The organism is Lutibacter flavus, from assembly GCF_900188355.1.
Lineage (GTDB): Bacteria > Bacteroidota > Bacteroidia > Flavobacteriales > Flavobacteriaceae > Lutibacter > Lutibacter flavus.
Map to the genome: position 1 here is coordinate 221,993 of NZ_FZNX01000005.1, position 24,219 is coordinate 246,211.

Consider the following 24,219-nt stretch of genomic DNA (forward strand, 5'->3'; position numbering starts at 1 on the left):
TAGCTTTTGGCACTTAGCCATTAGCAGATTTATAAAATAATAATATAATTAAGCCTATAGCAAATAGCGAATGGCAAATAGCTAAACAAAAAATGGAAGTTTTAAAAATAGCAACAGCAGGAAGTGTAGATGATGGAAAAAGTACGTTAATTGGAAGGTTATTGTACGATACAAAATCATTAACTGATGATAAATTAGAGGCAATAGAACGTAGTTCAAAACAAAAAGGATATGACTATTTAGATTTTTCGTTAGCAACTGATGGTCTGGTAGCTGAAAGAGAACAAGGAATTACCATTGATGTAGCACATATCTATTTTTCAACAGATAAAAGAAGTTATATAATTGCAGATACTCCTGGACACGTAGAGTATACAAGAAATATGGTAACTGGAGCTTCAACTTCGCAAGTTGCAATTGTATTAATTGATGCGCGTCATGGTGTAATTGAGCAAACATACCGTCACTTTTTTATTAATAATTTATTGAGGATTAAAGATGTGATTGTTGCCATAAACAAAATGGATTTAGTTGATTTTTCAGAAGAAAGATACAATGAAATTAAAGCTGATTTTCAAAAATTAGTTGAAAAAAGTGATTACGAAGATCAGAATATAACTTTTATTCCAGTGAGTGCTTTAAAAGGTGATAATGTTGTTGATAAATCAGAAATAATGACCTGGTATAGCGGTCAAACGTTATTAGAGCATTTAGAAAAAATTGATACTGCAGATATTTACAATAGAGGAAGAGCTCGTTTTCCTGTTCAATATGTTATTCGTCCAAAAACTGAAGAATACCACGATTATAGAGGGTATGCTGGAAAAGTATATGGAGGAGATATAAATGTTGGTGATGATGTAATGGTATTGCCTTCAGAAACTAAAACAAAAGTTAAAGAAATATATTTCTACGATAAAAAATATCAATCAGCAGCACGAAGATCTTCAGTTACATTAACATTAGAAAACGATGTAAATGTAAGTAGAGGAGATATGATTGTGAAAGTTGGAGAGTTGCCAAAAATTGAAAAAAAATTAACAGCAACTATTTCATGGATGGATGCTAAAGAATTGGTGCCTGGCGCAAAATATACCTTGCAACATGGCGTAAATAAAGTTTTGGCAAAGGTGAGTGCAATTAATAATAAAATTAACCCTGATTATTCTGGTATCGAAACTGGAGTTTCAAGTTTAAAAATGAATGATATTGCATCGGTTTCATTTCAATTAAATAAACCAATATTTTTTGATGCTTTTAAAGAGCACAGAACAAATGGAGCATTTATATTAATAGATTCACAAAGCAATAATACAGCTGGTGTAGGATTTATTGAATAGGTAACTAAAAGAAAATCAAATACATATAATTTATTAAAGCTCATAATTCCTTATGAACTAGGGAATCTATTATTACTAACTAAAAAAATCAAATAGAATGCAAAGCTTTAGAAGCGAGATCGAAAATCCGATCGTCGAGAAGGATATTATTGACCTGGAAAAAAAGATTCAATTATTTTACGAAGGTAAAATTGATGAAGCACGTTTTAGAAGTTTACGTTTGGCTCGTGGAGTTTACGGGCAACGTCAGTTTGGGGTTCAAATGATTCGAATTAAACTTCCTTATGGAAAAGTAACTAGTGAACAATTACACAGAATTGCAAATGTTTCTGATGAATATTCAAGAAGTAGACTGCATATAACTACTCGTCAGGATATTCAAATACATCATGTAAGTTTAGATAGAGCTCCTGAACTTTGGGCTGAATTAGAAAAAGATGATATTACGTTGCGTGAAGCCTGTGGAAACGCAGTTAGAAATGTAACCGCATCTGAAACGGCAGGAGTTGATAAAGAAGAACCTTTTGATGTTTCTCCTTATGCACATGCAGTGTTCGAATTCTTTTTAAGAAATCCTATTTGTCAGGAATTAGGTAGAAAATTTAAAATTTCGTTTTCAGGAACGGATAAAGATACTGCCCTAAGTTTTATGCACGATTTAGGTTTTATTGCCAAAATTAAAGATGGTGTAGTTGGTTTTAAAATAATGATTGGTGGAGGTTTAGGATCGCAAGCTAGATTAGCTGATATTTTATTTGATTTTGTTGCTGCGGATAAAATAATTCCAATAACTGAGTCCGTTTTACGTGTTTTTGATAGATACGGAGAACGTTCTAAAAGAGCAAAAGCAAGGCTGAAGTTTTTAATAAAAGATATTGGTTTTGATGCTTTTATAAAGTTAGTTGAAGAGGAACAAAAAGCATTGTCTATAACTTCATTTCCAATTGAGACTGATGGATTTGATTCGGAAATAGATTTTTCTCAAATTGAAACTCCTTCAGCTACAATTATAGATCAAGAAGCTTTTGATTTATGGAAAAAAACAAATGTAATTCAGCAAAAACAAGAAGGTTTTAGTGCTATTGGTATCAAAGTTCATTTAGGTGATTTTTACACAGATAAAGCTAGGATTTTAGCAGATTTGGTTAAAAAATATGCTGGAAATGAAATCCGTTTGTCATTACGTCAAAATATATTAATTCGTCATGTGAAAAATGAATTATTGCCATTTTTTTATGTTGAATTAGAAAAATTAGGATTTGTAGAAGCAGGTTATGAAAGTACCTTAGATATTACTTCTTGTCCTGGAACAGACACCTGTAATTTAGGAATTGCAAGTAGTACGGGAATTTCTACAGAACTTGAAAAAGTGTTGAAAAATGAGTTTCCACAGTATGTAAATAATAAGGATATTACTATAAAAATAAGTGGATGTATGAATTCTTGTGGGCAACATACAATGGCTCATATTGGATTTCAAGGTATGTCAATTAAATCAGGGAAATTGGTAGCTCCTGCCTTACAAGTGTCGTTAGGAGGAAGTGTTTTAGGTGATGGAAGTGGAAGAATTGCAGATAAAGTGTTAAAAATTCCAAGCAAAAGAGGTCCGAGTGCTTTACGTACTATTTTAAATGATTATCAAACAAATTTAAATGCAAGTGAAACTTTTGTAAATTATTACGACAGGCAAGGTGAAAAATATTTCTATAATTTATTAAAGCCATTAGCAGATGTATCAAATATGCAAGAAAGTGATTTTGTAGATTGGGGGGCAGATACAAATTATATAACAGAAGTTGGAGTTGGTGAATGTGCAGGTGTGGTTATTGATTTAATTGCAACATTGTTATTTGAAAGTGAAGAGAAACTAGAAAACGCTTCAGAATCATTTAAGCAGGAGCAATATGCAGATAGTATTTACTATTCATATTTAAGTATTGTAAATACAGCAAAAGCGTTGTTAATCTCCGATGGAAAAAAGACAAATACTCATGCGGGTATTATTGAACAGTTTGAAGAAGTTTTTGCTTCTGAAATTAATTTAAATGTTCCTTTTTCTGATTTTATTTATCAAATTAAAAATAATGAACCATCTAAAGAGTTTGCTCAAAATTATTTGAGTGATGCGCAATCCTTTTATAAAAAAGTAGATGCTTTTAGAGCTAATATTGTTTCAAATGAGAACTAATACAAAACCAAAAGTAACCTTATTAGGTGCAGGTCCAGGTGACCCGGAATTAATAACAGTAAAAGGGGTAAACGCATTAAAAAAAGCGGATGTTATTTTATATGATGCTTTAATCAATAGAGAATTATTGGATTATGCACCAACAGCGAAATTAATTTTTGTTGGTAAAAGAAAAGGAATGCATAGTTTTTCTCAAGATGAAATTAATGAACTAATTGTAAAAAGTGCTTTTGAGTGCGGTAATGCTGTTCGTTTAAAAGGTGGGGATCCGTTTATTTTTGGAAGAGGCTCAGAGGAAATAGAATATATTGAATCTTTTGGTATCGAAACAACAGTTATTTCTGGAATTTCTTCATCAATGGCGGTTCCGGCAAGTCAAGGAATTTCATTAACCAAAAGAGGAGTTTCAGAAAGTTTTTGGGTAATTACCGGAACAACTTCAGAAAGAAAACTATCAAATGATGTTTATTTAGCAGCGCAATCAACCGCTACTGTTGTTATTTTGATGGGAATGAGTAAACTTTCTGAGATTGTTTCAATCTTCAAAAAGTTTAATAAAAATGAAGTTCCAACAGCAATTATTCAAAATGGAACCACTAAAAATGAAAAATTAGGTTTTGGAACTATAAGTACAATTGAAGAAGTTGTCGTACAAAAAAAATTATCATCTCCAGCAATTATTGTAATTGGTGAAGTTGTAAAAGAGAGCACTAAATTACGTTCATTTTACGAAAGTTTAAATTTGGTGAGTAATTAAAAAACTTGTCATACCTGCGAAGGAAGGTATCCATATTAAACATTAAGTTTTAGATTCCTGCTTTCGCAGGAATGACATCAAAAACACTAATTATGAGCCAAAACGAATTATACCCAATATTTTTAAAAGTTGCCCAATTAGAGGTTCTAATTGTTGGAGGTGGAAATGTTGGTTTGGAAAAATTGACGTTCTTATTAAAGTCAAGTCCTAGTGCAAAAGTAACTGTTGTGGCTCCTCATTTTCATTCTGAATTAGTTGAATTAGCAAAAAACCATGAAGTAAAATTAGTTGAAGATTCTTATAATATATCATATTTAGAAGGAAAGCATATGGTAATTGCAACAACTGATGTTGTTGCAACAAATGTTGAGGTTTATAAAGATTGTAAAGAAAGAAATATATTGGTAAATGTTGCTGATAATCCACCGTACTGCGATTTTTACATGGGTGGAATTGTAACTAAAGGAAATGTGAAAATTGCCATTTCAACCAATGGAAAATCACCAACATTAGCTAAAAGATTACGTCAATTTTTTGAAGAAGTAATTCCCGAAAATATTAATGATTTAGCTAAAAACTTAAATTCCTTTAGAAAAACAATTAAAGGAGATTTTGAAGAAAAAGTAACAACTTTAAATGATTTAACGAAAGGGATTATTCATAAAAAAGAGTAGCGATTGCACTCTATCCAATGAAAATTAAAAGTAACTTTTATTATATCGGGTTTTTTGGATCTATTTTATTTTAAATATAAACAATGGTAAATTTAAAAAAATATAAGAAAGCAATTCAGCTTTTTGATGAAGCAAATGCTTTAGACCCAAATACAGAATTTTTTGAAGGCAAGGAATATCCAAAGGAATTATTATATGCTGAAAGAATGACTGAGCAATTAAATAAATTCGCTCCAAACTCATCTTTAGCATTGCAATTAACTGTACGTTGTCAACATATTTGTAGATGGGAAATTCCAAGAGATTCTTATGAAATGAATAGAGTTGGGTATCTAAACTGGAGAAAGGATCTAAAGGATTTTCATGCAAAAAAAGCAACTGAAATATTACTAGAAGTAGGCTATAATAGCGAGCTTATAAAAGAGATTGAATTTTTGTTATTGAAAAAACAGTTGAAAAAAAATAGGGATACTCAAGCATTAGAGGATGTAGTTTGTTTGGTGTTTTTAGAATTTTACTTTTTAAAGTTTTCAAAAAAATATTCAGAAGAAAAGCTGATTGCGATCGTTCAAAAAACTTGGAAAAAAATGTCTAAAAAAGGACATGAAGCAGCTTTAAAATTAAAACTTCCAAAAGTAGCACTAGCGTTAATTACAAAAGCACTTAGTTAATGATTTCTACTTTTATAGTTTCTAAATTCTATAAGTCATACAGATCAAGTATTGAGCATTGTTATTGATGATGACGGTAAAGGATTTGATGCTCAAAAATTGTTAGCAGAAAAAAAGGAGGCAGGAATGGGGCTCTTTTTTATGAGAGAACGAATAAATTATATTAACGGACGAATTTTTATTAATTCTTCAAAAAATAACGGTACTCGCATTACAATTAATAGAATCTTACCAAATTCATAAATATTAAGAATAGTTGTTTGTAATTCATAAGAATATGCCGTTTCTTTGCAGAAAGTTCATAAACATACTTATTAGTTATTAAGAAAGGCAGAGGGAATAGACCTGTTGAAGCCTTAGCAACCCTTTAAAACTAAAGAAGGTGCTACGTTCTACCATTAATTATGGACAGATAACACCTATACTTTTAAAGTATACCTTCTTAATAACTTCCAAATGTTTATGTAAAAAATTTAAAATGGAAGACATTCGCAATATATTAAAAGATAAAATCCTGGTTCTTGACGGAGCTATGGGAACTATGATTCAGCAGTTTAAATTTACTGAGGAAGATTATAGAGGTAAAAAATTCAAAGATTTTCATATTTCTGTGAAAGGGAATAATGATATGCTTTCAATTACACAACCAGAAGCTATTAAAGCAATTCACGGAAAATATTTAGAAGCAGGAGCTGATATTATTGAAACCAATACTTTTTCAAGTACTACCATCGCAATGGCAGATTATGAAATGGAGGATTTTGTATATGAGTTGAATTATCAATCTGCTAAAATTGCAAAAGAAGTAGCTGAAGAATTTACTTTAAAAAATCCAAGTAAACCTCGTTTTGTCGCTGGTTCAATCGGACCTACAAATAGGACAGCAAGTATGTCTCCAGATGTAAATGATCCTGGTTTTAGAGCCGTAACTTTTAACGATTTAAGAGTTGCATACAAGCAACAAGCAGAAGCTTTAATTGATGGAGGAGTGGATGTTTTATTAGTTGAAACGGTTTTTGATACGTTAAATGCAAAAGCAGCATTGTTTGCGATTGAAGAAATAAAAAACGAACGAAATATTGATATTCCTATAATGTTAAGCGGTACAATTACCGATGCAAGTGGAAGAACGTTGTCTGGACAAACGGCGGAAGCATTTTTAATTTCGGTTTCTCACATTCCATTATTAACAGTCGGATTTAATTGTGCATTAGGTGCAAGCCAATTAACACCTCATTTAGAAGTGTTGGCGCAAAAATCTGATTTAGGAATTTCGGCACATCCAAATGCTGGATTGCCAAATGCTTTTGGAGAATATGATGAAACTCCAGAAATGATGGCAAGTCAAATAAAAGAATATTTAGATAAAAATTTAATTAATATTATTGGTGGTTGTTGTGGTACAACTCCAGCTCATATCAATGCCATTGCTGAGTTGGTTAAAGATTATAAGCCAAGAAGCCCCCTAACCCCCGAAGGGGGAAATTAAATAGTAGATAATTTTTTATTTACTATAATTTACTAGTACAAAAATAATGCAAGACAATACAAAAAATATAGAAACACCATTCGTTCCTCCTTCGGGGGCCAGAGGGCTGAAACTTTCAGGACTAGAACCTTTAATAATTACCTCAGAAAGTAATTTTATCAATGTTGGTGAACGTACCAATGTTGCAGGTTCTCGTAAATTTTTACGACTGATAAAAGAAGAAAAATTTGATGAAGCCTTAGCGATAGCAAGAGATCAAGTTGATGGTGGTGCACAAATTATCGACATTAATATGGATGATGGTTTGTTAGATGGAAAAGAAGCAATGGTTCGTTTTATGAATTTAATTGCTGCTGAACCAGATATTGCTCGTGTTCCAATTATGATTGACAGTTCTAAGTGGGAAATTATTGAAGCCGGTTTGCAAGTTGCACAAGGTAAATGTGTAGTGAATTCTATCAGTTTAAAAGAAGGAGAAGCGCAATTTATTGAGCAAGCCAGAAAGATTAAAATGTATGGAGCTGCTGTAATTGTGATGGCTTTTGATGAAGTTGGGCAGGCAGATAATTATGAAAGAAGAATTGAAATAGCGAAACGTTCATATGATGTTTTGGTTAATAAAGTTGGATTTCCTTCTGAAGATATTATTTTCGATTTAAATATATTTCCTGTGGCAACAGGAATGGATGAGCATAAAAGAAATGCGATTGATTTTATTGAAGCTACACGTTGGGTTCGTGAAAATTTACCAAATGCAAATATTAGTGGTGGTGTAAGTAATGTATCTTTTTCTTTTAGAGGAAATAACGCGGTACGTGAAGCAATGCATTCGGTATTTTTATATTATGCAATTAAAGCAGGAATGAATATTGGAATTGTAAATCCTACAATGTTAGAAGTTTACGATGAAATTCCGAAAGATTTATTAGAGCGAGTAGAAGATGTTATTTTAGATAGAAGAGCCGATGCAACAGAGAGATTGTTAGACTTTGCAGAAAGTGTTGTAAGCACTGCAAAAGGTCGTAAAGTAGATTTGTCTTGGCGTGAAAGACCTTTGCAAGAAAGAATAACACATTCTTTAGTAAAAGGCTTGGATGAATTTATTGTTGAAGATGTAGAAGAGGCAAGATTACAGGCTGAAAAACCAATTGAAGTTATTGAAGGTAATTTAATGACAGGTATGAATGTAGTTGGAGATTTATTTGGTTCAGGAAAAATGTTTTTACCTCAAGTAGTAAAATCTGCTCGTGTTATGAAAAAAGCGGTTGCCTACTTATTGCCATATATTGACGCTGCAAAAGAAGCCCTTAAATCCCCAAAGGGGACTTTTCACTGGGAAACTGCAAACCCGGTATTGTATGGTTTATTAAAAGATTATGCAAAACAAATGCGTAAGCAGCCAACTGAGGCTGAATCTTTGCTTTGGGATGTATTGAGCGGAAAAAAATTAGATGGGCATAAATTTAGACGACAACATATCATAGGAAATTATATTACAGATTTTATATGTTTAAAAACGAATTTAATTATAGAAATTGACGGTTTAATACATCAATTACCTGAAAATAAGGAGAGCGATGCAGAAAGAACATTTTGGTTAGAGGAAGAAGGATATAGAGTAATTCGTTTTACAAATGAAGAGGTGTTATCAAACCTTGATTTTGTATTATCAAAAATCAAGAAAGAATTAAAGGCTCCCTCTTTGGGGGCTAGGGGGGCTGGTAAGATTTTATTGGCAACTGTAAAAGGCGATGTACACGATATTGGTAAAAATATTGTGGGTGTTGTTTTAGGTTGTAATAATTATGAGATTATTGATTTAGGTGTAATGGTTGCTCCAGAAAAAATTATTCAAGCTGCGAAAGATGAAAATGTAGATGCGATTGGGTTGAGTGGTTTAATAACACCAAGTTTAGATGAAATGGTGTATTTGGCAAAAGAAATGGAGCGTCAAAATTTTGAAGTTCCTTTGTTAATTGGAGGTGCAACAACCTCAAAAGCACATACAGCAGTAAAAATTGACCCTCAATATAAAAATGCTGTAGTTCATGTTCACGATGCTTCAAGAGCAGTAACTGTTGTTGGGGATTTGTTGAATAAAAGAACGAATCAAAAATATGTTGGAGATATTAAGGCCGATTATGTAAAAGTTCGTGAAGGTTATGCAAACAGATCAAGTAGAAAAGAATATTTAACCTTGGCTGCTGCTCGAAAAAACAAATTTAAAATTGATTGGAATGATGTAAGTATTAAAAAGCCAAATTTTAATGGAATTCAAGTTTTTGAAGATTTTGATTTAACAAAATTGGTTGATTATATAGATTGGAGTCCGTTTTTTAGAAGTTGGGAATTGGCAGGGAAATATCCAGATATTTTAACAGACAAAGTAGTTGGTGAAAGTGCTTCAAATTTGTTTAATGATGCTAAATTGTTATTAGCTAAAATTTTAAATGAAAATTTATTAACGGCTAAAGCTGTTTTTGGAATTTTTCCAGCGAATGCTGTAAATGATGATGATATTGAAGTTTATGAAGATGAAGATAGAAAAAAAGTAAATGTTCAATTTGTAACTTTACGTCAGCAATTAAAAAAGAAAGACGGAATTCCAAATATTGCTTTGGCTGATTTTATTGCACCAAAAGAAACGGGAATTGAAGATTATATTGGAGCATTTTGTGTTTCAACGGGTTTTGGAACCGCTGAATTAGCTGCTGAATATGAAAAAGATCACGATGATTATAATTCAATAATGATTAAAGCGTTGGCTGACAGATTAGCAGAAGCTTTTGCCGAATATTTACATAAAAAAGTAAGAACTGAATATTGGGGTTATGCTGCTGAAGAAGTACTGTCAAATCAAGAATTGATAAAAGAAGCGTATAAAGGAATTCGTCCTGCACCGGGTTATCCTGCGTGTCCTGATCATACTGAAAAATGGACTATTTGGGATTTGTTGAGTGTAAAAGAAACCATTGGAGTTGAATTAACAGATAGTTTGGCTATGTGGCCTGCTGCATCGGTTTCGGGTTATTATTTTGGAAATGAGAAATCTAAATATTTTGGATTGGGTAAAATTACAGAAGAACAGGTAAAAGATTTTGCTGTTAGAAAAAATATGGATTTAGAAAATGCAAAAAAATGGTTAAATCCTAATTTGGCGGAATGAGCCCCCTAGCCCCCAAAGGGGGAATTTGATTTAGGGTATAAATTTTAAAAGAAGCTGTCATTGTGAGGAGTTTGGTAAAACGACGTGACAATCTTAAAATATGAAGTTTGAAAGTCAAATTGCGTTAGGGATAGTAGTGGCATCCTTTTTTGGAGTGTAACGGAGAAAAAGATATAACGGATAGCGCGACCTGAAAGGTAACGCCAAAAAAAATATAGTTAAAAAGTCGAAAGTCGAAAGTTGTAAAGTTTTCGCTGGTTAAAGCTAAGAATGAACCGCTAAAGGCAAAAAGCTAAAAAAATGAAAGTAACAGAACATATAAAACAGGCAAACGGAAAAACATTGTTTTCGTTCGAAATTGTACCGCCACAAAAAGGGCAAAATATTCAGGATTTATACAATAATGTAGATCCGTTAATGGAATTTAAGCCACCTTTTATAGATGTAACTACTTCGCGAGAGGAGTATGTTTATATTAAAAAAGACAACGGTTTATTAGAACAAAAAATGACGAGAATGCGTCCTGGAACTGTTGGGATTTGTGCAGCTTTGAAATATAAATATAATGTGGATGCAATTCCGCACGTTTTATGTGGAGGTTTTACAAAAGAAGAAACAGAGTATGTATTGGTGGATTGTCATTATTTAGGTTTGGACAATTTAATGGCACTTAGAGGGGATTCTATGAAGCACGAATCTTTTTTTATACCAACTCCTGGAGGGAATAATTATGCTTCGGAATTGGTTACACAAATTAAAGAATTGAACGAAGGAAAATATTTGCATAATATTATTGAGACCAATAATAAATCAGATTTTTGTATTGGTGTTGCCGGGTATCCGGAAAAACATTTAGAAGCGCCAAGTATGGAAACAGATTTGCGTAGATTAAGGGAAAAAGTAGATGCAGGTGCAGATTATGTGGTAACACAAATGTTTTTTGACAATCAGAAATATTTTGATTTTGTTGATAAAGCAAGAAATATAGGAATTACGGTTCCAATTATTCCGGGTATAAAACCAGTAGCTGTAAAAAGACATCAACAAATATTACCACAAGTTTTTAGATTGGATATGCCAGAGGATTTGATTGCTGGAATAGAAGGATGTAAGGATAATAAACAAGTTCGTCAGGTTGGTATAGAATGGGCTATTGAGCAATCTAAGGAGTTGATTTCTAAAGGTGCTCCGGTTGTTCATTTTTATTCAATGGGGAAATCTGATAATATTAAGGCAATAGCAAAAGAAATTTTTTAATTTACAGTTAAAATCAGTTTTGTTAATAGTTTTATAAAGAAAAGTAATAATTGTTGAATTGTAATGGCAAATTATTTGTTTACTTTTGTACGAATAGAAAAAGAAATTATTAATTAAAAAAAGATATTATGGCATTAGAAGTAACAGATGCAACTTTTAACGAAGTAGTTTTACAATCAGACAAGCCAGTAATGGTTGATTTTTGGGCAGCTTGGTGTGGTCCTTGTAGAATGGTTGCTCCAATAATGGATCAATTAACAACGGAATATGAAGGTAAAGCAACAATTACTAAAGTAGATGTTGATTCAAATCAAGAATTTGCGGCAAAATATGGAGTTAGAAATATTCCTACTGTTTTAGTTTTTAAAAATGGTGAAGTAGTTGAAAAACAAGTTGGTGTTGCGCCTAAAGCAACATACGCTCAAAAAATTGACGCACATTTATAAAAATAAAGTACATTTAAATTTATAAAAAGCCCGACAAATATGTCGGGCTTTTTCTTTTTACACAACATTTCAAAATTAAATTAGTATTAAATCTTATATTTACAAGAATCAATAAGAAATAATGGAGACTTTATCAGTAAAACATCTTTCAGAATTAAACAACTTAGAGCTATTGGCAAATAGTGTTGTTGAAGGATTTATTACGGGGATGCATAAAAGTCCGTTTCACGGTTTTTCTGTGGAATTTGCTGAGCATAGAGTGTATAATAAAGGAGAAAGTACTCGGCATATTGATTGGAAATTGTATGCAAAAACTAAAAAGTTGTTTGTAAAACGCTACGAAGAAGAAACCAATTTACGTTGCCATTTAATTATTGATAATTCTGCATCTATGCATTTTCCAATAATTAAAAACCCTTCAATAGATAATTTAACAAAGATTACATTTTCGGCAATTGCTTCAGCTGCTTTAATGGAGATTTTAAAGCGTCAGAGAGATGCTGTTGGTTTAAGTATATACAGTGATAAAAATGATTATTATGCACCGGCAAAAGGCGGTGAGCGCCATAGGAGGATGTTATTGTCTCAGTTAGAAGATTTATTAAAGAGTACATCAAAATCTACAACAGATACGTTTAAGGTATTGCATGAGATTTCAGAAAAAATACATAGAAGATCGCTGGTGTTTTTGTTTACTGATATGTTTCAAACCGATAAAAAAGAGGATGAATTATTTGAAGCTTTAAGACATTTAAAGCATAACAAACATGAGGTTGTTTTGTTTCATACTTACGATGGAAAACTGGAATTTGACTTTGATTTTGAAAATTCACCAAAAAAGTTTGTGGATGTTGAAACAGGAGAGCAAATTAATTTATATGCTTCTTCAGTTAAGAAACAATATAAAAGTTATGTAGAGAATTACTTTAACGAATTGAAGTTGAAGTGTATGCAGTATAAAATAGAATATGTTCCGGTAGATATTAATAAAGGCTTTAACAGTGTGCTTATTTCATATTTAATAAGCAGAAAGAAATTTTTATAAAAAATATTAAAAAAGCTTTGCAGATATCAAAAACACTCTTATATTTGCATCCGCTAAGAGCAACGGTCTGGTAGTTCAGCTGGTTAGAATACCTGCCTGTCACGCAGGGGGTCGCGGGTTCGAGTCCCGTCCAGACCGCTTTTAATTTTTCAAAGCCTTATAAACATTACGTTTGTAAGGCTTTTTTCTTTTTAGGGGACGAATCAGGGGACGAATATTTTAGTCCGGTATTTAATATTTCTTTAATTTTCTTATTAAGATATCTGAAATATTTTCAAATAGTTTTGTTAGTATACTAAATAAACTCGTAGTGATTTTTTGAAGAGCTAAAGTTATAAATTAATATCTTTGGATAATAAATAATTGTTATGAAACTAATTTATCAAGCAGACTATATTTCAATAAAGAGTTTTAATCCTATTGTAATTGATGATTTCAGTATTTTATCAGGAATAAATGGTTCTGGAAAAACACATTTATTAAAAGCAATAGATACTGGTCGAGTTGTTATTGGAGGAATTGATAAATCTGAGATTGTATATTATAATTATAATGACTTTTCGGTAATAACCGAAAACTCTGAAACAAACCCTGCGATTAAACAACGGTTGAATAATGCGAGGGGTGAGCGTGGAATATTAAATAATATGGTTGGGAAACTTAAAAATACAGCTACTATTAATGCTCAAAGCAACTTGTCAGAAAATGATAAAGTAATATATGGTTTTGCAAATAGAAGAAATTATAATTTTGAAAATCAATTTGGAAAAAAATATGACTATGACCTATTAAATGAATTAAAGCAAGAATTAAATTTTAGGGATAACTTAGAAAGTTTCAAAGAGCGTTTTTCTCCTGATTTTTTTGAGTTTATTTTTAGATATTTACAAAATGTTAGTGGTGATGTGAATGATTTAAAAATTGAACTTCTTAAGCCTAGATTTGAAAAAATATCTTTGCTTTTTGACATTGAATTTAAAAAGGTAGATGAAGAAATGTACTATTTTTTAAAGAACAGTGTAAATAATAAAAACATATTCAATATTAATGGAAATGATTATGAGACACCAATCTTTATTTTGGAAGATATTGCAAATGAAGAGAAAAATTATCAGTTTTTAAAAGCTAATAATTCCTTAAATAAAGTTAAAAAATTAGAATGGGGTGAGAATGTTGAATATTTAGATAAAGTTGATTTTGAAAAAAAATATGGTAAATCTCCAATTGAAGAGATTAATGCAGTTCTTGAAGAATATGATTGCAATGGGTATTTTCTCAACAGTAACAAAATTCAACCCCAGTTAGGAGTTGATAAGGCAAAAGTTAATATATCAGTTATTCTTGAACATAGAAAAGCTAAATATGAAACACATTTTCAGCAATTGTCATCAGGAGAAAAAACATTAATAGCTCTTTCACTTCTTATTTATAAGTCAAATAAGAACAAAGTAATGCCAAGAGTTCTTTTATTAGATGAAATAGATTCATCTTTGCATCCAAAAATGATTAAAAGATTATTAACAGTAATTCAAGAATTGTTTATTAAAAAGAAAGGATTAAAAATTATATTGGCTACACATTCTCCATCAACTATAGCGTTTAGTCCTAATAACTCAATATACATTGTAAATAAGTCTAAAAAAAATATTATAGAAAAGAGAGATAAATCTTTTGTATTGGGTCAACTAACTGAGGGTTTTGTAACCATAAATAATGAAAACACCAATTTAAGTATTGAATATAATATTTCAAGAACAAACTTACCAGTTCTTTTTACAGAGGGAATAACAGATAAAATTATTATTGAAATTGCTTGGAGAAAATTGTATGGTGATCAAGAAATGCCTTTTTATATTCAAGATTGCTATAGCGCATCTTTTTTAGGTAGCCTATTTAGGAATGGGGATAATTTAGGGGATGGGATATTTGCCAATCATCCTGATAAGATTCTTATTTCATTATTTGATTTTGATACTGCAGGATATAATTATTGGAATGGGTTGAGTAAAAAGTTACCTAATGTATTGGAAGAAAACCCATTAAAATGCCTAACTAAAGAAAATGTCAGTAAAAATGGTTATTCTTTATTACTTCCAGTTCCTGAGAATCCAGAAATTAAAAAGCAAGTAATAAAAAATGGAAATATTACTTTTAAGGATAAATCAGAACTGACAATTGAATTAATGTTTTTCGGAGTTGAGCAAATGGAATCTTTTTTTATAAAACAATCAATAGTCGGTGGGGGTGAAATTGTTCAGTTTCGAGGAGATAAAAAAGATTTTGCTAACAAAATTAAAAATTTAAGTAAAGAAGATTTCGATTCATTTTTACCTCTCTTTCTTAAAATATCAGAGATTTTAGATATTAAAAGGTAGGTATTTATTTTTGGCTTTTTAATTGTTTCTTTATTTTTTGTCACTATATCTTTTATAAAAAGAAAATGTTTGACCGTTTAAGTCAAACATTTTTATATTAATCAAATAAGGTATTGAGCGTTTTGATTTTACACTCATATTTAGTCCAAGTATCCAATAACTAAATCAGCTACCTTAAAATCAATATATTTTGTTAGGTCATTAATCTTAAGATTATGAAGTGCTTTTTCTGATTTAATCAAAAACTGAGTAGTTGAAATTGTTTCATATTCTATATTTTCGATTATTGTTTCGTGTTCTAGAATAGTTAGTATTGTGTTTTTGCCGACTTGATAGGTAATAATAGAATATTTTGTGTAGTCGATTTCCCTAACATCAATAGTGTATTGTTTATAGTTTTTTACATTAATATCTATTTTATTTTTGTTTAAAGTGATATATAAGTTATCTAATATATTGATATCGAAAAGGTAGTTTTCTAACAATTGTTCTGTGTGCATTTTTTTCATTTATTTGTTGTTTATTATATTAATATTTTTATCATCTAATCTTTTGTAAAGGGGTAATGTTTGACGGTTTAAGTCAATCATTTTAACGTTAATTACAGGGCTTTTAAAATCTGTATCTATAAATTCCTTTGTAACTGCATTCAGCTTTTTAAACTGGTCTGTAAATTCTGTATTTGTGTAAAAATCTGTATATAGTTCAGAAACTTTTCTCGAGCAATTCCAAACTTGACATTTAAACTTTGCATCATTTTTTGTTACGTATTTAGTAACATAGGTTGAAATTCGTTTAATGTTGTTTGTGTTTAATTGTTTAACATCAAATGCAGATGACGGTCTAAAATCTTTTTCTCTTGGTTCAATACCGTTTTTAATTTGTAATTCCATCCAATAATTCCACCATTTTTTAATTTTCCAATGTTTATTAGTTATCATATGAAAATGAACATTCCCTTTAAATACGGTGTTTTTTGTTTGTCGTTCAACTACCCATAAATATTGAAAATCATTACTTCGTTTTTTAACGTTGTCAATAAATTTTCTTAGAATATTTACAGCTTGTTCGTCTGAAACTTGATTTAAAAAAGTAAGTGTAACAAAACTTAATCTTTTTTGAGTTCTTGAAAAACAAGTGATTTTTTTTCTAATCTTTTGTTTTGTCCGCTTAGACATTGAACGGAGTTTTTTTACTTTGTCCGTTGTTGGTTTTTGTTCTGTATCACTTTTTGATTTAGCAACTTGTTTTTTGCGTTGTAATGCAGAACCTGTAAATTCACTTTTAGGAATAACTCCGTAAGGATGATTTGTTGCAAAAGCAACACTAATGCCGTATGTGTTCTTGATTATCATAATCTGAATCGTTGTATATTAATTAAAACCATTAAAGGTTAATATTAAAGGTTTTTTTAAAGGTTAAGTTTGGTTAGTTGGTATGAATGGCGGAATGAAATCATTAGGTTTAAAACGCTTTAAGTATTTGCGTGTTCTTCTATTGTAAACATTCATATATTCCCAAGTAGGATGACTTTTATTTAAGAACAATGAAAAGCCATTTAACTTATCTACATAAGTCCATTTCTTAGGTTTAGATTCATTTTCTAGATACACGATAACGGAGTAATCATTTTTAGTCTTTAACATAATAGACCCCCTCTCGTTTTTGATGTTTGAATCTGATGTAATGCTTGATGAACTTCGTCTTGTTTGTAAAGTACTCGATTGCCTATTCTATGTGCTATAACAACACCAGTTTTAGTCCATTCGTGAAGTGTAGGTAAAGAGATACAAAGGAATTTTGCAGTATCTTTTCTTGTGAGTAATGTTAACTCGTTTTTCTTTGGGGTTGAAAACCCTTTTAATTGTTTTTCAAGAACTTCTTCAACAACTTTTTTAATGTCGGAAAGTTCGAAATTGTTTAATGTTATTTTTGCCATTTTAACTTTATTTTATTGTTAATAATGACGCAAATATGAGAAAGTAAGGTGCCTGAGGTGTTTACTGAGGTGACCTCAAATGTTTTATAAGTCTTTTTTTATCTCGTCGAGAATGCATTTAAAAATCTGATGTTCAAATAGTTCAGACATTTTTTTAATATTAGATTTATTTTTCACTTTAGGTTTTTTTCCTTCAAAATAGGTTAAGAACTCTTTGGTGTTTGTATAGTCTAAGTCAAGAATTGACGATAGTATTTTAGCTGATTGAACATTGTTTTGAAACTTACTCATATCTATTCCTAAATAATATAATGCTAGTATTTTTTGAGAATGAGTTAAAGTTGATTTTTTTTGTTTAGGACTAGAAAGAGGTTGTTCTTTTAATTCGTTAAGCCATTTGTAGTATTCTGCGAATGCATTTCCTTGAATACACATTTTATCATTGTACCAATCGTCAGGTTCATATTTACCAGGAGAATAATTAGTTCCAAGTAAGTTATGATTAAAAAAAACATTAAATTTTCCCCTACTAAAAGAATCTAAAATCCTTAATGTGAAAACACTATTAGTGTCTGCAATAAAACCTAGACCAATGTCTAATGGATGATTTGAACTAACAAATGAAACTTCGTTTGAACTTGTGTAAATGTCAATTTGCCTTATTTCATTATCTAATAAATATTTTTTATTAGGTGTCTCTTCGTATTTTTTCTTGAATTCTTCAATAAATTGATTAGGGGTGTTGTTCATAGAATACAATTTTTAAGAATTCAAATTTATTTAAAAAATGCGTGGTTTAATAATTTATCTGCATTTTGTTCTTGAGTTACTTTGATATATTTCAAAAATGACTTTTCAGTTTTATGCCCTGTTATTTTCATAATTGAAATAGATGGGATATCTGCTAAATAACAATTTGTTGCAAAACTTCTCCTAGCGGTATGTGTTGTTATCAACTTAAATTTTGGAACAGTACTTTTTTGTGTTATTCCCGATTTAGTTGTTGTTAATTCAGTTGGTGTATCAATTTCGCATAATTCGGCAATATCTTTTAAATATTTATTCATTACTTGATTTGTAAATGAATTAGGAATTGCATTATCATATTTAATTAAAATTCTTTTAACTATTGGATGAATTGGAATAGATACTTTTTCTTTCGTTTTTTGTGTTCTTATTTGAATGATAGATTTACTTTCAATAATGTTTTCTTGCTTAATTTGAGTGAAATCTGAAAATCGTAATCCAGTATAGCAACCCAATAAAAATAAATCTCTTGTTTTCTCTAAACTAATATTAAAGCTGAAATCTTTTTCTTCAATTATTTTTAGTTCTTCTGCAGCTAAATAAACTGTATCAGTTTCTTCTGAAATAGTTTTAAACTTACTTTTTCTAAATTCTAAATTTGTGTTCAGACCTCTTTCTGTAGCTTCATTTAAAAAAGTTTTTATTGTTTTTATGTATTTGCCTATTGTATTTGTAGACATATTTAAATCTTGGGTAAGATATTTTGTAAAGTCTGAATAAAAATTCAAGTTAATACTGCTAAAATCAATGTTTTTATTCTTCTTTTCAGCGTAATTTTTCAAATGTTTTAAAGTAGTGTTATAAACAGTAATTGTACTAGGTTGTTTTATACTCTTATTATCTTCAATAAAAATATCTATAAATTCAATTAATGTTTTTTTGCGTTGTTTTAAAACTTTATCGTCAAGTTCAAATTCTAATTCTTTTTTTAATAATTCATTGTTTGGTTGAATTCCATCATTTAACAATCTTCTAAAAGCATTATTAATTCCATTTTCCAAAGTATCTAGTCTAGAATTAAATTCAGGATATTCAGGAAATTTTTTAGATTCTTTTACTCGTTGATTATTTTCATTCCAAAATTTTGGACTGATTTTTTCGCCAGTAGAATACTTGAATCTTTTATATTGATAATTATATATAAGATAAATTAAAGTATCGCTTTTGGAGGTTGGTTCTTTTAGAATAAATTTTACTTTTGCCATATAACAAATGTAAAACAAAAAAACCTAGGGGACGAATGAGGGGACGAATAATTTTAATTTGCTCAAATTTAGGCTAATTTAGGCTTGTTGAAAAACATAGTAAAAACAAGGGTTTAAGTGCTTAAAATCAATAAAATAGAGTAAAATAAAGTAAGGTTTATTCGAGTCCCGTCCAGACCGCGAAAAGCTTCTCAATTTTTTGAGAAGCTTTTTTTATGCCTTTTTATTTCTATTCCTTATTATTTACGGGTGTTTTAGACTTTTCATTTCTCAAAAGTACAAAGAGACGGTTCTAATCCTTGTTTATGAAATTAGCAATATTTCATTTTAGTTAAACATTTGTTAATAGAGATTTATTAAAGTAACAACTAATTGTTTCGAGCGTCTTTTATTTAACTATTACAAACTAAAAAACCAAGATTATGACAACTTTAAAAGCAAACTCAACAACTGAAAACAAACGAAAATTAACATCTCTAACTTTTACAAATACCAAAAGGTCTCAATGGAGTAAATATAGAAGATATGGATTGTAAACTCCACATAACATTTCTTTAAATCTTATGAGAAATCTTTAAAAAGCCTGTAGATAAAATTAATTTCTACAGGCTTTTTTTAATATAAAAAAACCTACTACATTGCTGCAATAGGCTTGTTATTAATAATTGACTCCAAATATCTTGTTCTATTTTTATGTTGTTAAAAGTGATTTAAAATGGGTTGTTTCGGTACATTAAGTTATATTTTTGGGGGATTAACAAGTGTTTTAGTGCTGAAAAAGCTGCTAATTTTGCAATTACTAAGTTAATTTAGTTCCAGATATTAGCGAGAATGCAGTTGCAATAATGAACAATAAACTACCAAATTTAATTGAGTTAGGAATTAATGCAAAAGTTTGGGATATGACAAATGGAATAACGTACACCCAACTAAAAAAGATGGATGGTACAATTGTGATTTGGAGGATATTTTTAAAAACTAAATAGAAATGATTCATGTAATTATTTCAATTAAAATTGTAATCTGATTTTTATCACCTCATAAGAAATGTTAATTCCTTAAGTTTGATTGAATAAAAAAATTGCAATGTTAAAAAGCTGGTATAATGTAGCTTTAGAGAAACAACTAAACTATAAAAAAAATGTTTTGGATTTAATAGAGTCTGGAACTTATGGAAAAGAAAATAAAAAGTATCCAAATATTCTTTCAGATAAAGATGCTTCACTAGGAGCAAATTTTTATTGCCATAAAGATAAAGATGAATGGCAATCTCTTAAGAATTGGGCTAATTTAGATAAAGGAAAAAAAGTAAATTTCCTTAATACTGGATTAAAAAATATGCTTAGAAGTGAGCATATACCATTTAACTTATTTTACCCACTTGAAAAACTAAGAGTGACCAATCCAAAGCAATTATGTGAATTTTTAGAGAAACTTTTAGATTATAAAATTAATGTAGATGAAGTAATTAGAATTAAAATAGAATTTGCTTCAGATTTACATAAAAGTAAATTGTTAAATGATAACACTTCTTTTGATGTATATATTGAATACTTTGAGGAAGATTTGTTATGTGGGATAGGGATAGAGATTAAATATACTGAAAAGTCATATCCTTATGGAGAAACGGAAAAGGAAAGAATGTTTAATACTAATTCGGAGTATAATTCTCTTTCTAAAAACTCGGGTTATTATGCTGCTGATACAAATTTAAAACTTAGAGAAAAAAAATTAAAGCAACCGTGGAGAAATCATTTGTTAGGTGTTAAACTTATTGAAATAGGTCAACTACAAAAATTTCATTCAATACATATGTATCCTAGAGGTAATTCATATCAGCATAAAGTTTGTATTGAATATTTGGATTGCCTAATTGATGATTACAAAGGAACATTTATTCCAATAACTTTTGAAAAATTTATTGAAGTTTCAAAAAATATTTTAAAAAATGATAACTGGGTTAATTACCTAATTAATAGATATTAGGTGTAAATAATTCAATTCAAAAATAATAGAATGAAAATGAAAAACACGAATAAATTAGTTACATATAGTCTGTTGGCACAAATAAATTCAAAAGTAGGTGCTTTTTCAAAAATTGAGGATGTTTTCAAGCCATTAATAAAAAGATCGATTCATGAGCTAAATTCGAAAGGGATAAATAAAGGAAAAGATATTTTTGAAATTAAGAAGGTTGTGGATGAGTTATTTGGATTAGATATACCGATTCCATTGTTAGATCAGATTTTGAGAAATATTGCTCAAGAAATCAATAATCAGGAGCAAGTGTTTAAGCTAAATAAAGATGGTTCATTTGAAATGCAAAAATATATTTTTTCTGAAGTTGATGAAGAAATGGACATTGAAAGCAAAAAAATTAAATTAGTTGAAGATCTATATGATAAATATCTTTTAGCGACAAACTATAAGGGTGAGAAAATTTCAATTGTGGAGTTTGTAGATTTAAACAAATTACATTTATCAAGCTATTTCTCTAGCACAAAAACACCTATTGGTATTGAAGGTGATTTCAACCATGAGAAATATGTGAGTATTGCAAATTTTTTGAATGATTTGAAGGAAAATCCAGATATGTTTAAAATTCTTAGACAAGTATATTTGGGCTCTGTTCTTGCATCGTATTTGGAATATGATATTGAAAATATCAATATTGAAATGGAGCTTTTATTAGATACTAGTTTCCTTTTGGGTATTCTAAACTTGAAATCTGAGCAAGCATTTCACACATGTTCTAAAATATGGGAAATAGGAAAAAAAATGAATTTTAAATTTTCGATTCTTCCAATTACAATTGAAGAATTAAGAAACCTTTTAGAGATGATTTCAAGAAATTTAGATGATACTTTTATTGAAAGGTATGTTGATCCTGAATCAATCTATAGTGCTTGCCATAGAAGAAATTTAAATAAAACGGACTTAGACCGAATTACTTCAAAAATTGAAAAAACATTAAAGGAAAAATTCAAGTTTAGTGTTATTGGTTATGATAAAAATTTAAGAAGCGCATCAAAAATAAATTATCCTAAAATTTACAAAAAATATATCGATAAAGGGAAAAGTAATTTTTCAGCTTTACATGATACATGTTCTGAGGTATACGTTATCGAGAGAAGGACTAAAAAAGTGTCATCTTTTATTGAAGCACAGGCTTGGTTTGTAATTTATGGACATAATTTTTCAAATAAGACAAAAAGAAATGGGTATTTACCTGCAGCAATAAGGGCTGAAGAATTAGTGAATATATTATGGTTAAGTAACCCTATGGTAAAGGAAACGTTTAAATCTTCTGAATTTGCAAGTTTGGGGATAACAAGACTTATTTCCACTACTTTAAGTGATTCCTTGCCAACTTCCAAAGTTCTTAGGCAGCTTGATAATAATATTCAAAAATATTCAAAACAAAATATTACAGCCGAGGATTGCGTTTTGGCGGCTTCTAAAATTGCGGAAAAAAGAGAAAATGAAATTATTGATCTCAATTTATTGGCAGAAACTAATTCTGGCGATTTCATTTCAAAAATTAATGAGTTTGCTGAGGAAAAGAGACTTGAAGATCAAAAATGGAAGGATTCTATTTATAAGACAGTAAAAGATATTCAAAATGAGGTGAATTATGAAAAAATAAAAGTTAAACAGAAAGAGATTGATAGTGAGTTAAAGGATGACGTTATTGGTGATAACCAAAATAAAATTTCCTATTTAAATAAGCAAAATAAATTATTAGAATGGTTTGTCTCATTATTGATTATTTTTATAGTTTCGGCTTTTGTATTTTCTTTTGATTCAATTGCTCCAACCTTTAAGTTGTTTCCAAATATTAAAGTAAAACTCCTAGTAGTTCTTTTATCGGTATGTTTAAGTCTGTTGATTCCATTAAAAAAGCATAGGCTAACTCTTTTAATTAGTGCTGTATTACCAATTATTATGTTAATTATTTCTATATATAAATAATGAGATTTCGAAATTTCCGAAAAAATTAGAGAAAATAATTAAAAGTATAACCTCAAAAAAATAATTATGAAAGCGTATTATTATGAAAAAGAAGGACAAAAAGTAGGTCCATTGTCAAAAGCAGAATTAAAAGGAAAAGTCTCAAAAGATACACTAGTATGGAAAGACGGATTGGAAAACTGGATAGTAGCATCTCAACTTCCAGAATTAAAAGACTTGTTTCAAAAAGAACCACCACCTTTACCAAGTTCGGAACATGAAAGTAATGATGAAATTGGAAGTGTAAAACGTAATGCGCTTTTATTATTCGGATTTACAATTGTTATGGGAATTATGGAATATTTTGAATGGGAAAACAATAAGTTCTATGGTTTTATGATAATGGCTACTGTAATAACAACGTATTACGTATTAAAATATATAAAAAAATACCTTAACAATGTTTTAAATTACACTGCAACAAATAAAGATTTAAACATACTAATTGCAACTTCAATAATTTTAGGTGTTGCATTTAAGTTTATTAATAAATATGAAAGTGAAACAAGTTCACTAAACTTATCTGAAAATGTAACAGTTGTTTTTTGGTTCATTCTTATTATCGCATTTTTCATGAATTTATATTACTATTTCAGATTAGGGAAAAAATTATCTAAAATAGGAAATGAAGTAGCATCTAGATTTTCAAAGTTTGCCTACACAACCTTGATAGGTTTTGTTGCAATTGTTGTTTTATCTATTATGTTAGAAAATGAATCCACTATAATTTTAACAACAATTGTTAGTGCCATTCCATTGCTTTACTTAATTATAGGTTTTAATAACTCTAAAGAGCAGGTTCGTTTTGTATAAAGAAATAGATACTTTAATGGATGGACAGGTTACAGT

21 protein-coding genes, 1 tRNA gene and 1 riboswitch are annotated in these 24,219 nt (G+C 29.6%); of the genes, 17 read left to right on the forward strand and 5 right to left on the reverse strand.

Annotation, left to right across the window (positions count from 1 at the left end; all coding sequences use genetic code 11):
* The first annotated feature begins 92 nt into the window (after positions 1-92).
* The 13 genes from CHB63_RS14185 to CHB63_RS14245 all read left to right on the forward strand — a co-directional run bounded on the left by CHB63_RS14185 (position 93) and on the right by CHB63_RS14245 (position 15,408).
* Positions 93-1,340, forward strand: a complete 1,248-nt coding sequence (locus tag CHB63_RS14185; RefSeq protein WP_089379141.1) for a sulfate adenylyltransferase subunit 1 — start codon at positions 93-95, stop codon at positions 1,338-1,340.
* Between the two features lie 97 nt (positions 1,341-1,437).
* A complete protein-coding gene (locus CHB63_RS14190) occupies positions 1,438-3,528 on the forward strand; it encodes a HEPN domain-containing protein (protein ID WP_089379142.1) in 2,091 nt (696 codons plus the stop codon).
* Positions 3,518-4,285 carry a uroporphyrinogen-III C-methyltransferase gene (gene cobA / locus CHB63_RS14195; protein WP_089379311.1) on the forward strand — a complete coding sequence of 256 codons (768 nt, stop codon included), beginning with the start codon at positions 3,518-3,520 and terminating at the stop codon, positions 4,283-4,285. The genes CHB63_RS14190 and cobA overlap by 11 nt, the downstream gene beginning before the upstream one ends.
* A gap of 92 nt (positions 4,286-4,377) precedes the next feature.
* The gene (locus CHB63_RS14200) at positions 4,378-4,959 is read left to right on the forward strand and encodes a precorrin-2 dehydrogenase/sirohydrochlorin ferrochelatase family protein (RefSeq protein WP_089379143.1); all 582 of its coding nucleotides are present in this window, start codon (positions 4,378-4,380) and stop codon (positions 4,957-4,959) included.
* Between the two features lie 83 nt (positions 4,960-5,042).
* On the forward strand, positions 5,043-5,630 hold the full coding sequence (locus CHB63_RS14205) for a DUF4202 domain-containing protein (RefSeq protein ID WP_089379144.1): 588 nt from the start codon (positions 5,043-5,045) through the stop codon (positions 5,628-5,630).
* Positions 5,631-5,660: 30 nt separating this feature from the next.
* A complete protein-coding gene (locus CHB63_RS14210) occupies positions 5,661-5,873 on the forward strand; it encodes an ATP-binding protein (protein ID WP_394335318.1) in 213 nt (70 codons plus the stop codon).
* Between the two features lie 72 nt (positions 5,874-5,945).
* A riboswitch (SAM riboswitch) is annotated at positions 5,946-6,049 on the forward strand.
* 59 nt (positions 6,050-6,108) lie between these two features.
* Complete coding sequence (locus CHB63_RS14215) at positions 6,109-7,119, forward strand: homocysteine S-methyltransferase family protein (RefSeq protein ID WP_089379146.1); 1,011 nt, start codon at positions 6,109-6,111, stop codon at positions 7,117-7,119.
* A 46-nt stretch (positions 7,120-7,165) separates the two neighbouring features.
* Positions 7,166-10,285, forward strand: coding sequence for a vitamin B12 dependent-methionine synthase activation domain-containing protein (locus CHB63_RS14220; protein WP_089379147.1), 3,120 nt, complete (start codon positions 7,166-7,168; stop codon positions 10,283-10,285).
* A gap of 300 nt (positions 10,286-10,585) precedes the next feature.
* A complete protein-coding gene (metF, locus tag CHB63_RS14225) occupies positions 10,586-11,542 on the forward strand; it encodes a methylenetetrahydrofolate reductase [NAD(P)H] (RefSeq protein WP_089379148.1) in 957 nt (318 codons plus the stop codon).
* 128 nt (positions 11,543-11,670) lie between these two features.
* Positions 11,671-11,988 (forward strand): thioredoxin, encoded by a 318-nt coding sequence (trxA, locus tag CHB63_RS14230; protein WP_089379149.1) that lies wholly within the window; start codon positions 11,671-11,673, stop codon positions 11,986-11,988.
* Between the two features lie 121 nt (positions 11,989-12,109).
* Positions 12,110-13,033 (forward strand): DUF58 domain-containing protein, encoded by a 924-nt coding sequence (locus CHB63_RS14235; protein ID WP_089379150.1) that lies wholly within the window; start codon positions 12,110-12,112, stop codon positions 13,031-13,033.
* 64 nt (positions 13,034-13,097) lie between these two features.
* Positions 13,098-13,171, forward strand: a tRNA-Asp gene (locus CHB63_RS14240).
* Positions 13,172-13,401: 230 nt separating this feature from the next.
* Positions 13,402-15,408 (forward strand): AAA family ATPase, encoded by a 2,007-nt coding sequence (locus tag CHB63_RS14245; RefSeq protein ID WP_089379151.1) that lies wholly within the window; start codon positions 13,402-13,404, stop codon positions 15,406-15,408.
* A gap of 140 nt (positions 15,409-15,548) precedes the next feature.
* On the opposite strand, the gene CHB63_RS14250 is transcribed toward CHB63_RS14245, so the two are convergent.
* From CHB63_RS14250 to CHB63_RS14275, 5 genes are all read right to left on the reverse strand, one after another.
* Positions 15,549-15,917 (reverse strand): hypothetical protein, encoded by a 369-nt coding sequence (locus CHB63_RS14250; protein ID WP_089379152.1) that lies wholly within the window; start codon positions 15,915-15,917, stop codon positions 15,549-15,551.
* Complete coding sequence (locus tag CHB63_RS14255) at positions 15,918-16,763, reverse strand: rolling circle replication-associated protein (RefSeq protein WP_089379153.1); 846 nt, start codon at positions 16,761-16,763, stop codon at positions 15,918-15,920.
* Between the two features lie 284 nt (positions 16,764-17,047).
* Entirely contained in the window at positions 17,048-17,347 is a 300-nt protein-coding gene (locus CHB63_RS14265; protein ID WP_141107317.1) for a helix-turn-helix domain-containing protein, read from the reverse strand.
* An 84-nt stretch (positions 17,348-17,431) separates the two neighbouring features.
* The gene (locus CHB63_RS14270; RefSeq protein ID WP_089379155.1) at positions 17,432-18,097 is read right to left on the reverse strand and encodes a hypothetical protein; all 666 of its coding nucleotides are present in this window, start codon (positions 18,095-18,097) and stop codon (positions 17,432-17,434) included.
* A 26-nt stretch (positions 18,098-18,123) separates the two neighbouring features.
* Positions 18,124-19,359: a site-specific integrase gene (locus CHB63_RS14275; RefSeq protein WP_089379156.1), complete on the reverse strand. Its 1,236-nt coding sequence runs from the start codon at positions 19,357-19,359 to the stop codon at positions 18,124-18,126.
* A gap of 845 nt (positions 19,360-20,204) precedes the next feature.
* On the opposite strand from CHB63_RS14275, the gene CHB63_RS17200 reads away from it, so the two are divergent.
* From CHB63_RS17200 to CHB63_RS14290, 4 genes are all read left to right on the forward strand, one after another.
* Positions 20,205-20,345, forward strand: coding sequence for a hypothetical protein (locus tag CHB63_RS17200; RefSeq protein WP_176420393.1), 141 nt, complete (start codon positions 20,205-20,207; stop codon positions 20,343-20,345).
* Positions 20,346-20,445: 100 nt separating this feature from the next.
* Positions 20,446-21,345: a PGN_0703 family putative restriction endonuclease gene (locus CHB63_RS14280; protein WP_141107318.1), complete on the forward strand. Its 900-nt coding sequence runs from the start codon at positions 20,446-20,448 to the stop codon at positions 21,343-21,345.
* A 36-nt stretch (positions 21,346-21,381) separates the two neighbouring features.
* Positions 21,382-23,331, forward strand: coding sequence for a hypothetical protein (locus CHB63_RS14285; RefSeq protein ID WP_141107319.1), 1,950 nt, complete (start codon positions 21,382-21,384; stop codon positions 23,329-23,331).
* Between the two features lie 66 nt (positions 23,332-23,397).
* Positions 23,398-24,183, forward strand: coding sequence for a DUF4339 domain-containing protein (locus tag CHB63_RS14290; RefSeq protein ID WP_089379159.1), 786 nt, complete (start codon positions 23,398-23,400; stop codon positions 24,181-24,183).
* The last annotated feature ends 36 nt before the right edge of the window (positions 24,184-24,219 follow it).

Coding starts and splice junctions, on each gene's coding strand:
- CHB63_RS14185 (WP_089379141.1), top strand. CDS start 93: ATGGAAGTTTTAAAAATAGCAACAGCAGGAAGTGTAGATGATGGAAAA.
- CHB63_RS14190 (WP_089379142.1), top strand. CDS start 1,438: ATGCAAAGCTTTAGAAGCGAGATCGAAAATCCGATCGTCGAGAAGGAT.
- cobA (WP_089379311.1), top strand. CDS start 3,518: ATGAGAACTAATACAAAACCAAAAGTAACCTTATTAGGTGCAGGTCCA.
- CHB63_RS14200 (WP_089379143.1), top strand. CDS start 4,378: ATGAGCCAAAACGAATTATACCCAATATTTTTAAAAGTTGCCCAATTA.
- CHB63_RS14205 (WP_089379144.1), top strand. CDS start 5,043: ATGGTAAATTTAAAAAAATATAAGAAAGCAATTCAGCTTTTTGATGAA.
- CHB63_RS14215 (WP_089379146.1), top strand. CDS start 6,109: ATGGAAGACATTCGCAATATATTAAAAGATAAAATCCTGGTTCTTGAC.
- CHB63_RS14220 (WP_089379147.1), top strand. CDS start 7,166: ATGCAAGACAATACAAAAAATATAGAAACACCATTCGTTCCTCCTTCG.
- metF (WP_089379148.1), top strand. CDS start 10,586: ATGAAAGTAACAGAACATATAAAACAGGCAAACGGAAAAACATTGTTT.
- trxA (WP_089379149.1), top strand. CDS start 11,671: ATGGCATTAGAAGTAACAGATGCAACTTTTAACGAAGTAGTTTTACAA.
- CHB63_RS14235 (WP_089379150.1), top strand. CDS start 12,110: ATGGAGACTTTATCAGTAAAACATCTTTCAGAATTAAACAACTTAGAG.
- CHB63_RS14245 (WP_089379151.1), top strand. CDS start 13,402: ATGAAACTAATTTATCAAGCAGACTATATTTCAATAAAGAGTTTTAAT.
- CHB63_RS14250 (WP_089379152.1), bottom strand. CDS start 15,917: ATGAAAAAAATGCACACAGAACAATTGTTAGAAAACTACCTTTTCGAT.
- CHB63_RS14255 (WP_089379153.1), bottom strand. CDS start 16,763: ATGATAATCAAGAACACATACGGCATTAGTGTTGCTTTTGCAACAAAT.
- CHB63_RS14265 (WP_141107317.1), bottom strand. CDS start 17,347: ATGGCAAAAATAACATTAAACAATTTCGAACTTTCCGACATTAAAAAA.
- CHB63_RS14270 (WP_089379155.1), bottom strand. CDS start 18,097: ATGAACAACACCCCTAATCAATTTATTGAAGAATTCAAGAAAAAATAC.
- CHB63_RS14275 (WP_089379156.1), bottom strand. CDS start 19,359: ATGGCAAAAGTAAAATTTATTCTAAAAGAACCAACCTCCAAAAGCGAT.
- CHB63_RS17200 (WP_176420393.1), top strand. CDS start 20,205: ATGAACAATAAACTACCAAATTTAATTGAGTTAGGAATTAATGCAAAA.
- CHB63_RS14280 (WP_141107318.1), top strand. CDS start 20,446: ATGTTAAAAAGCTGGTATAATGTAGCTTTAGAGAAACAACTAAACTAT.
- CHB63_RS14285 (WP_141107319.1), top strand. CDS start 21,382: ATGAAAAACACGAATAAATTAGTTACATATAGTCTGTTGGCACAAATA.
- CHB63_RS14290 (WP_089379159.1), top strand. CDS start 23,398: ATGAAAGCGTATTATTATGAAAAAGAAGGACAAAAAGTAGGTCCATTG.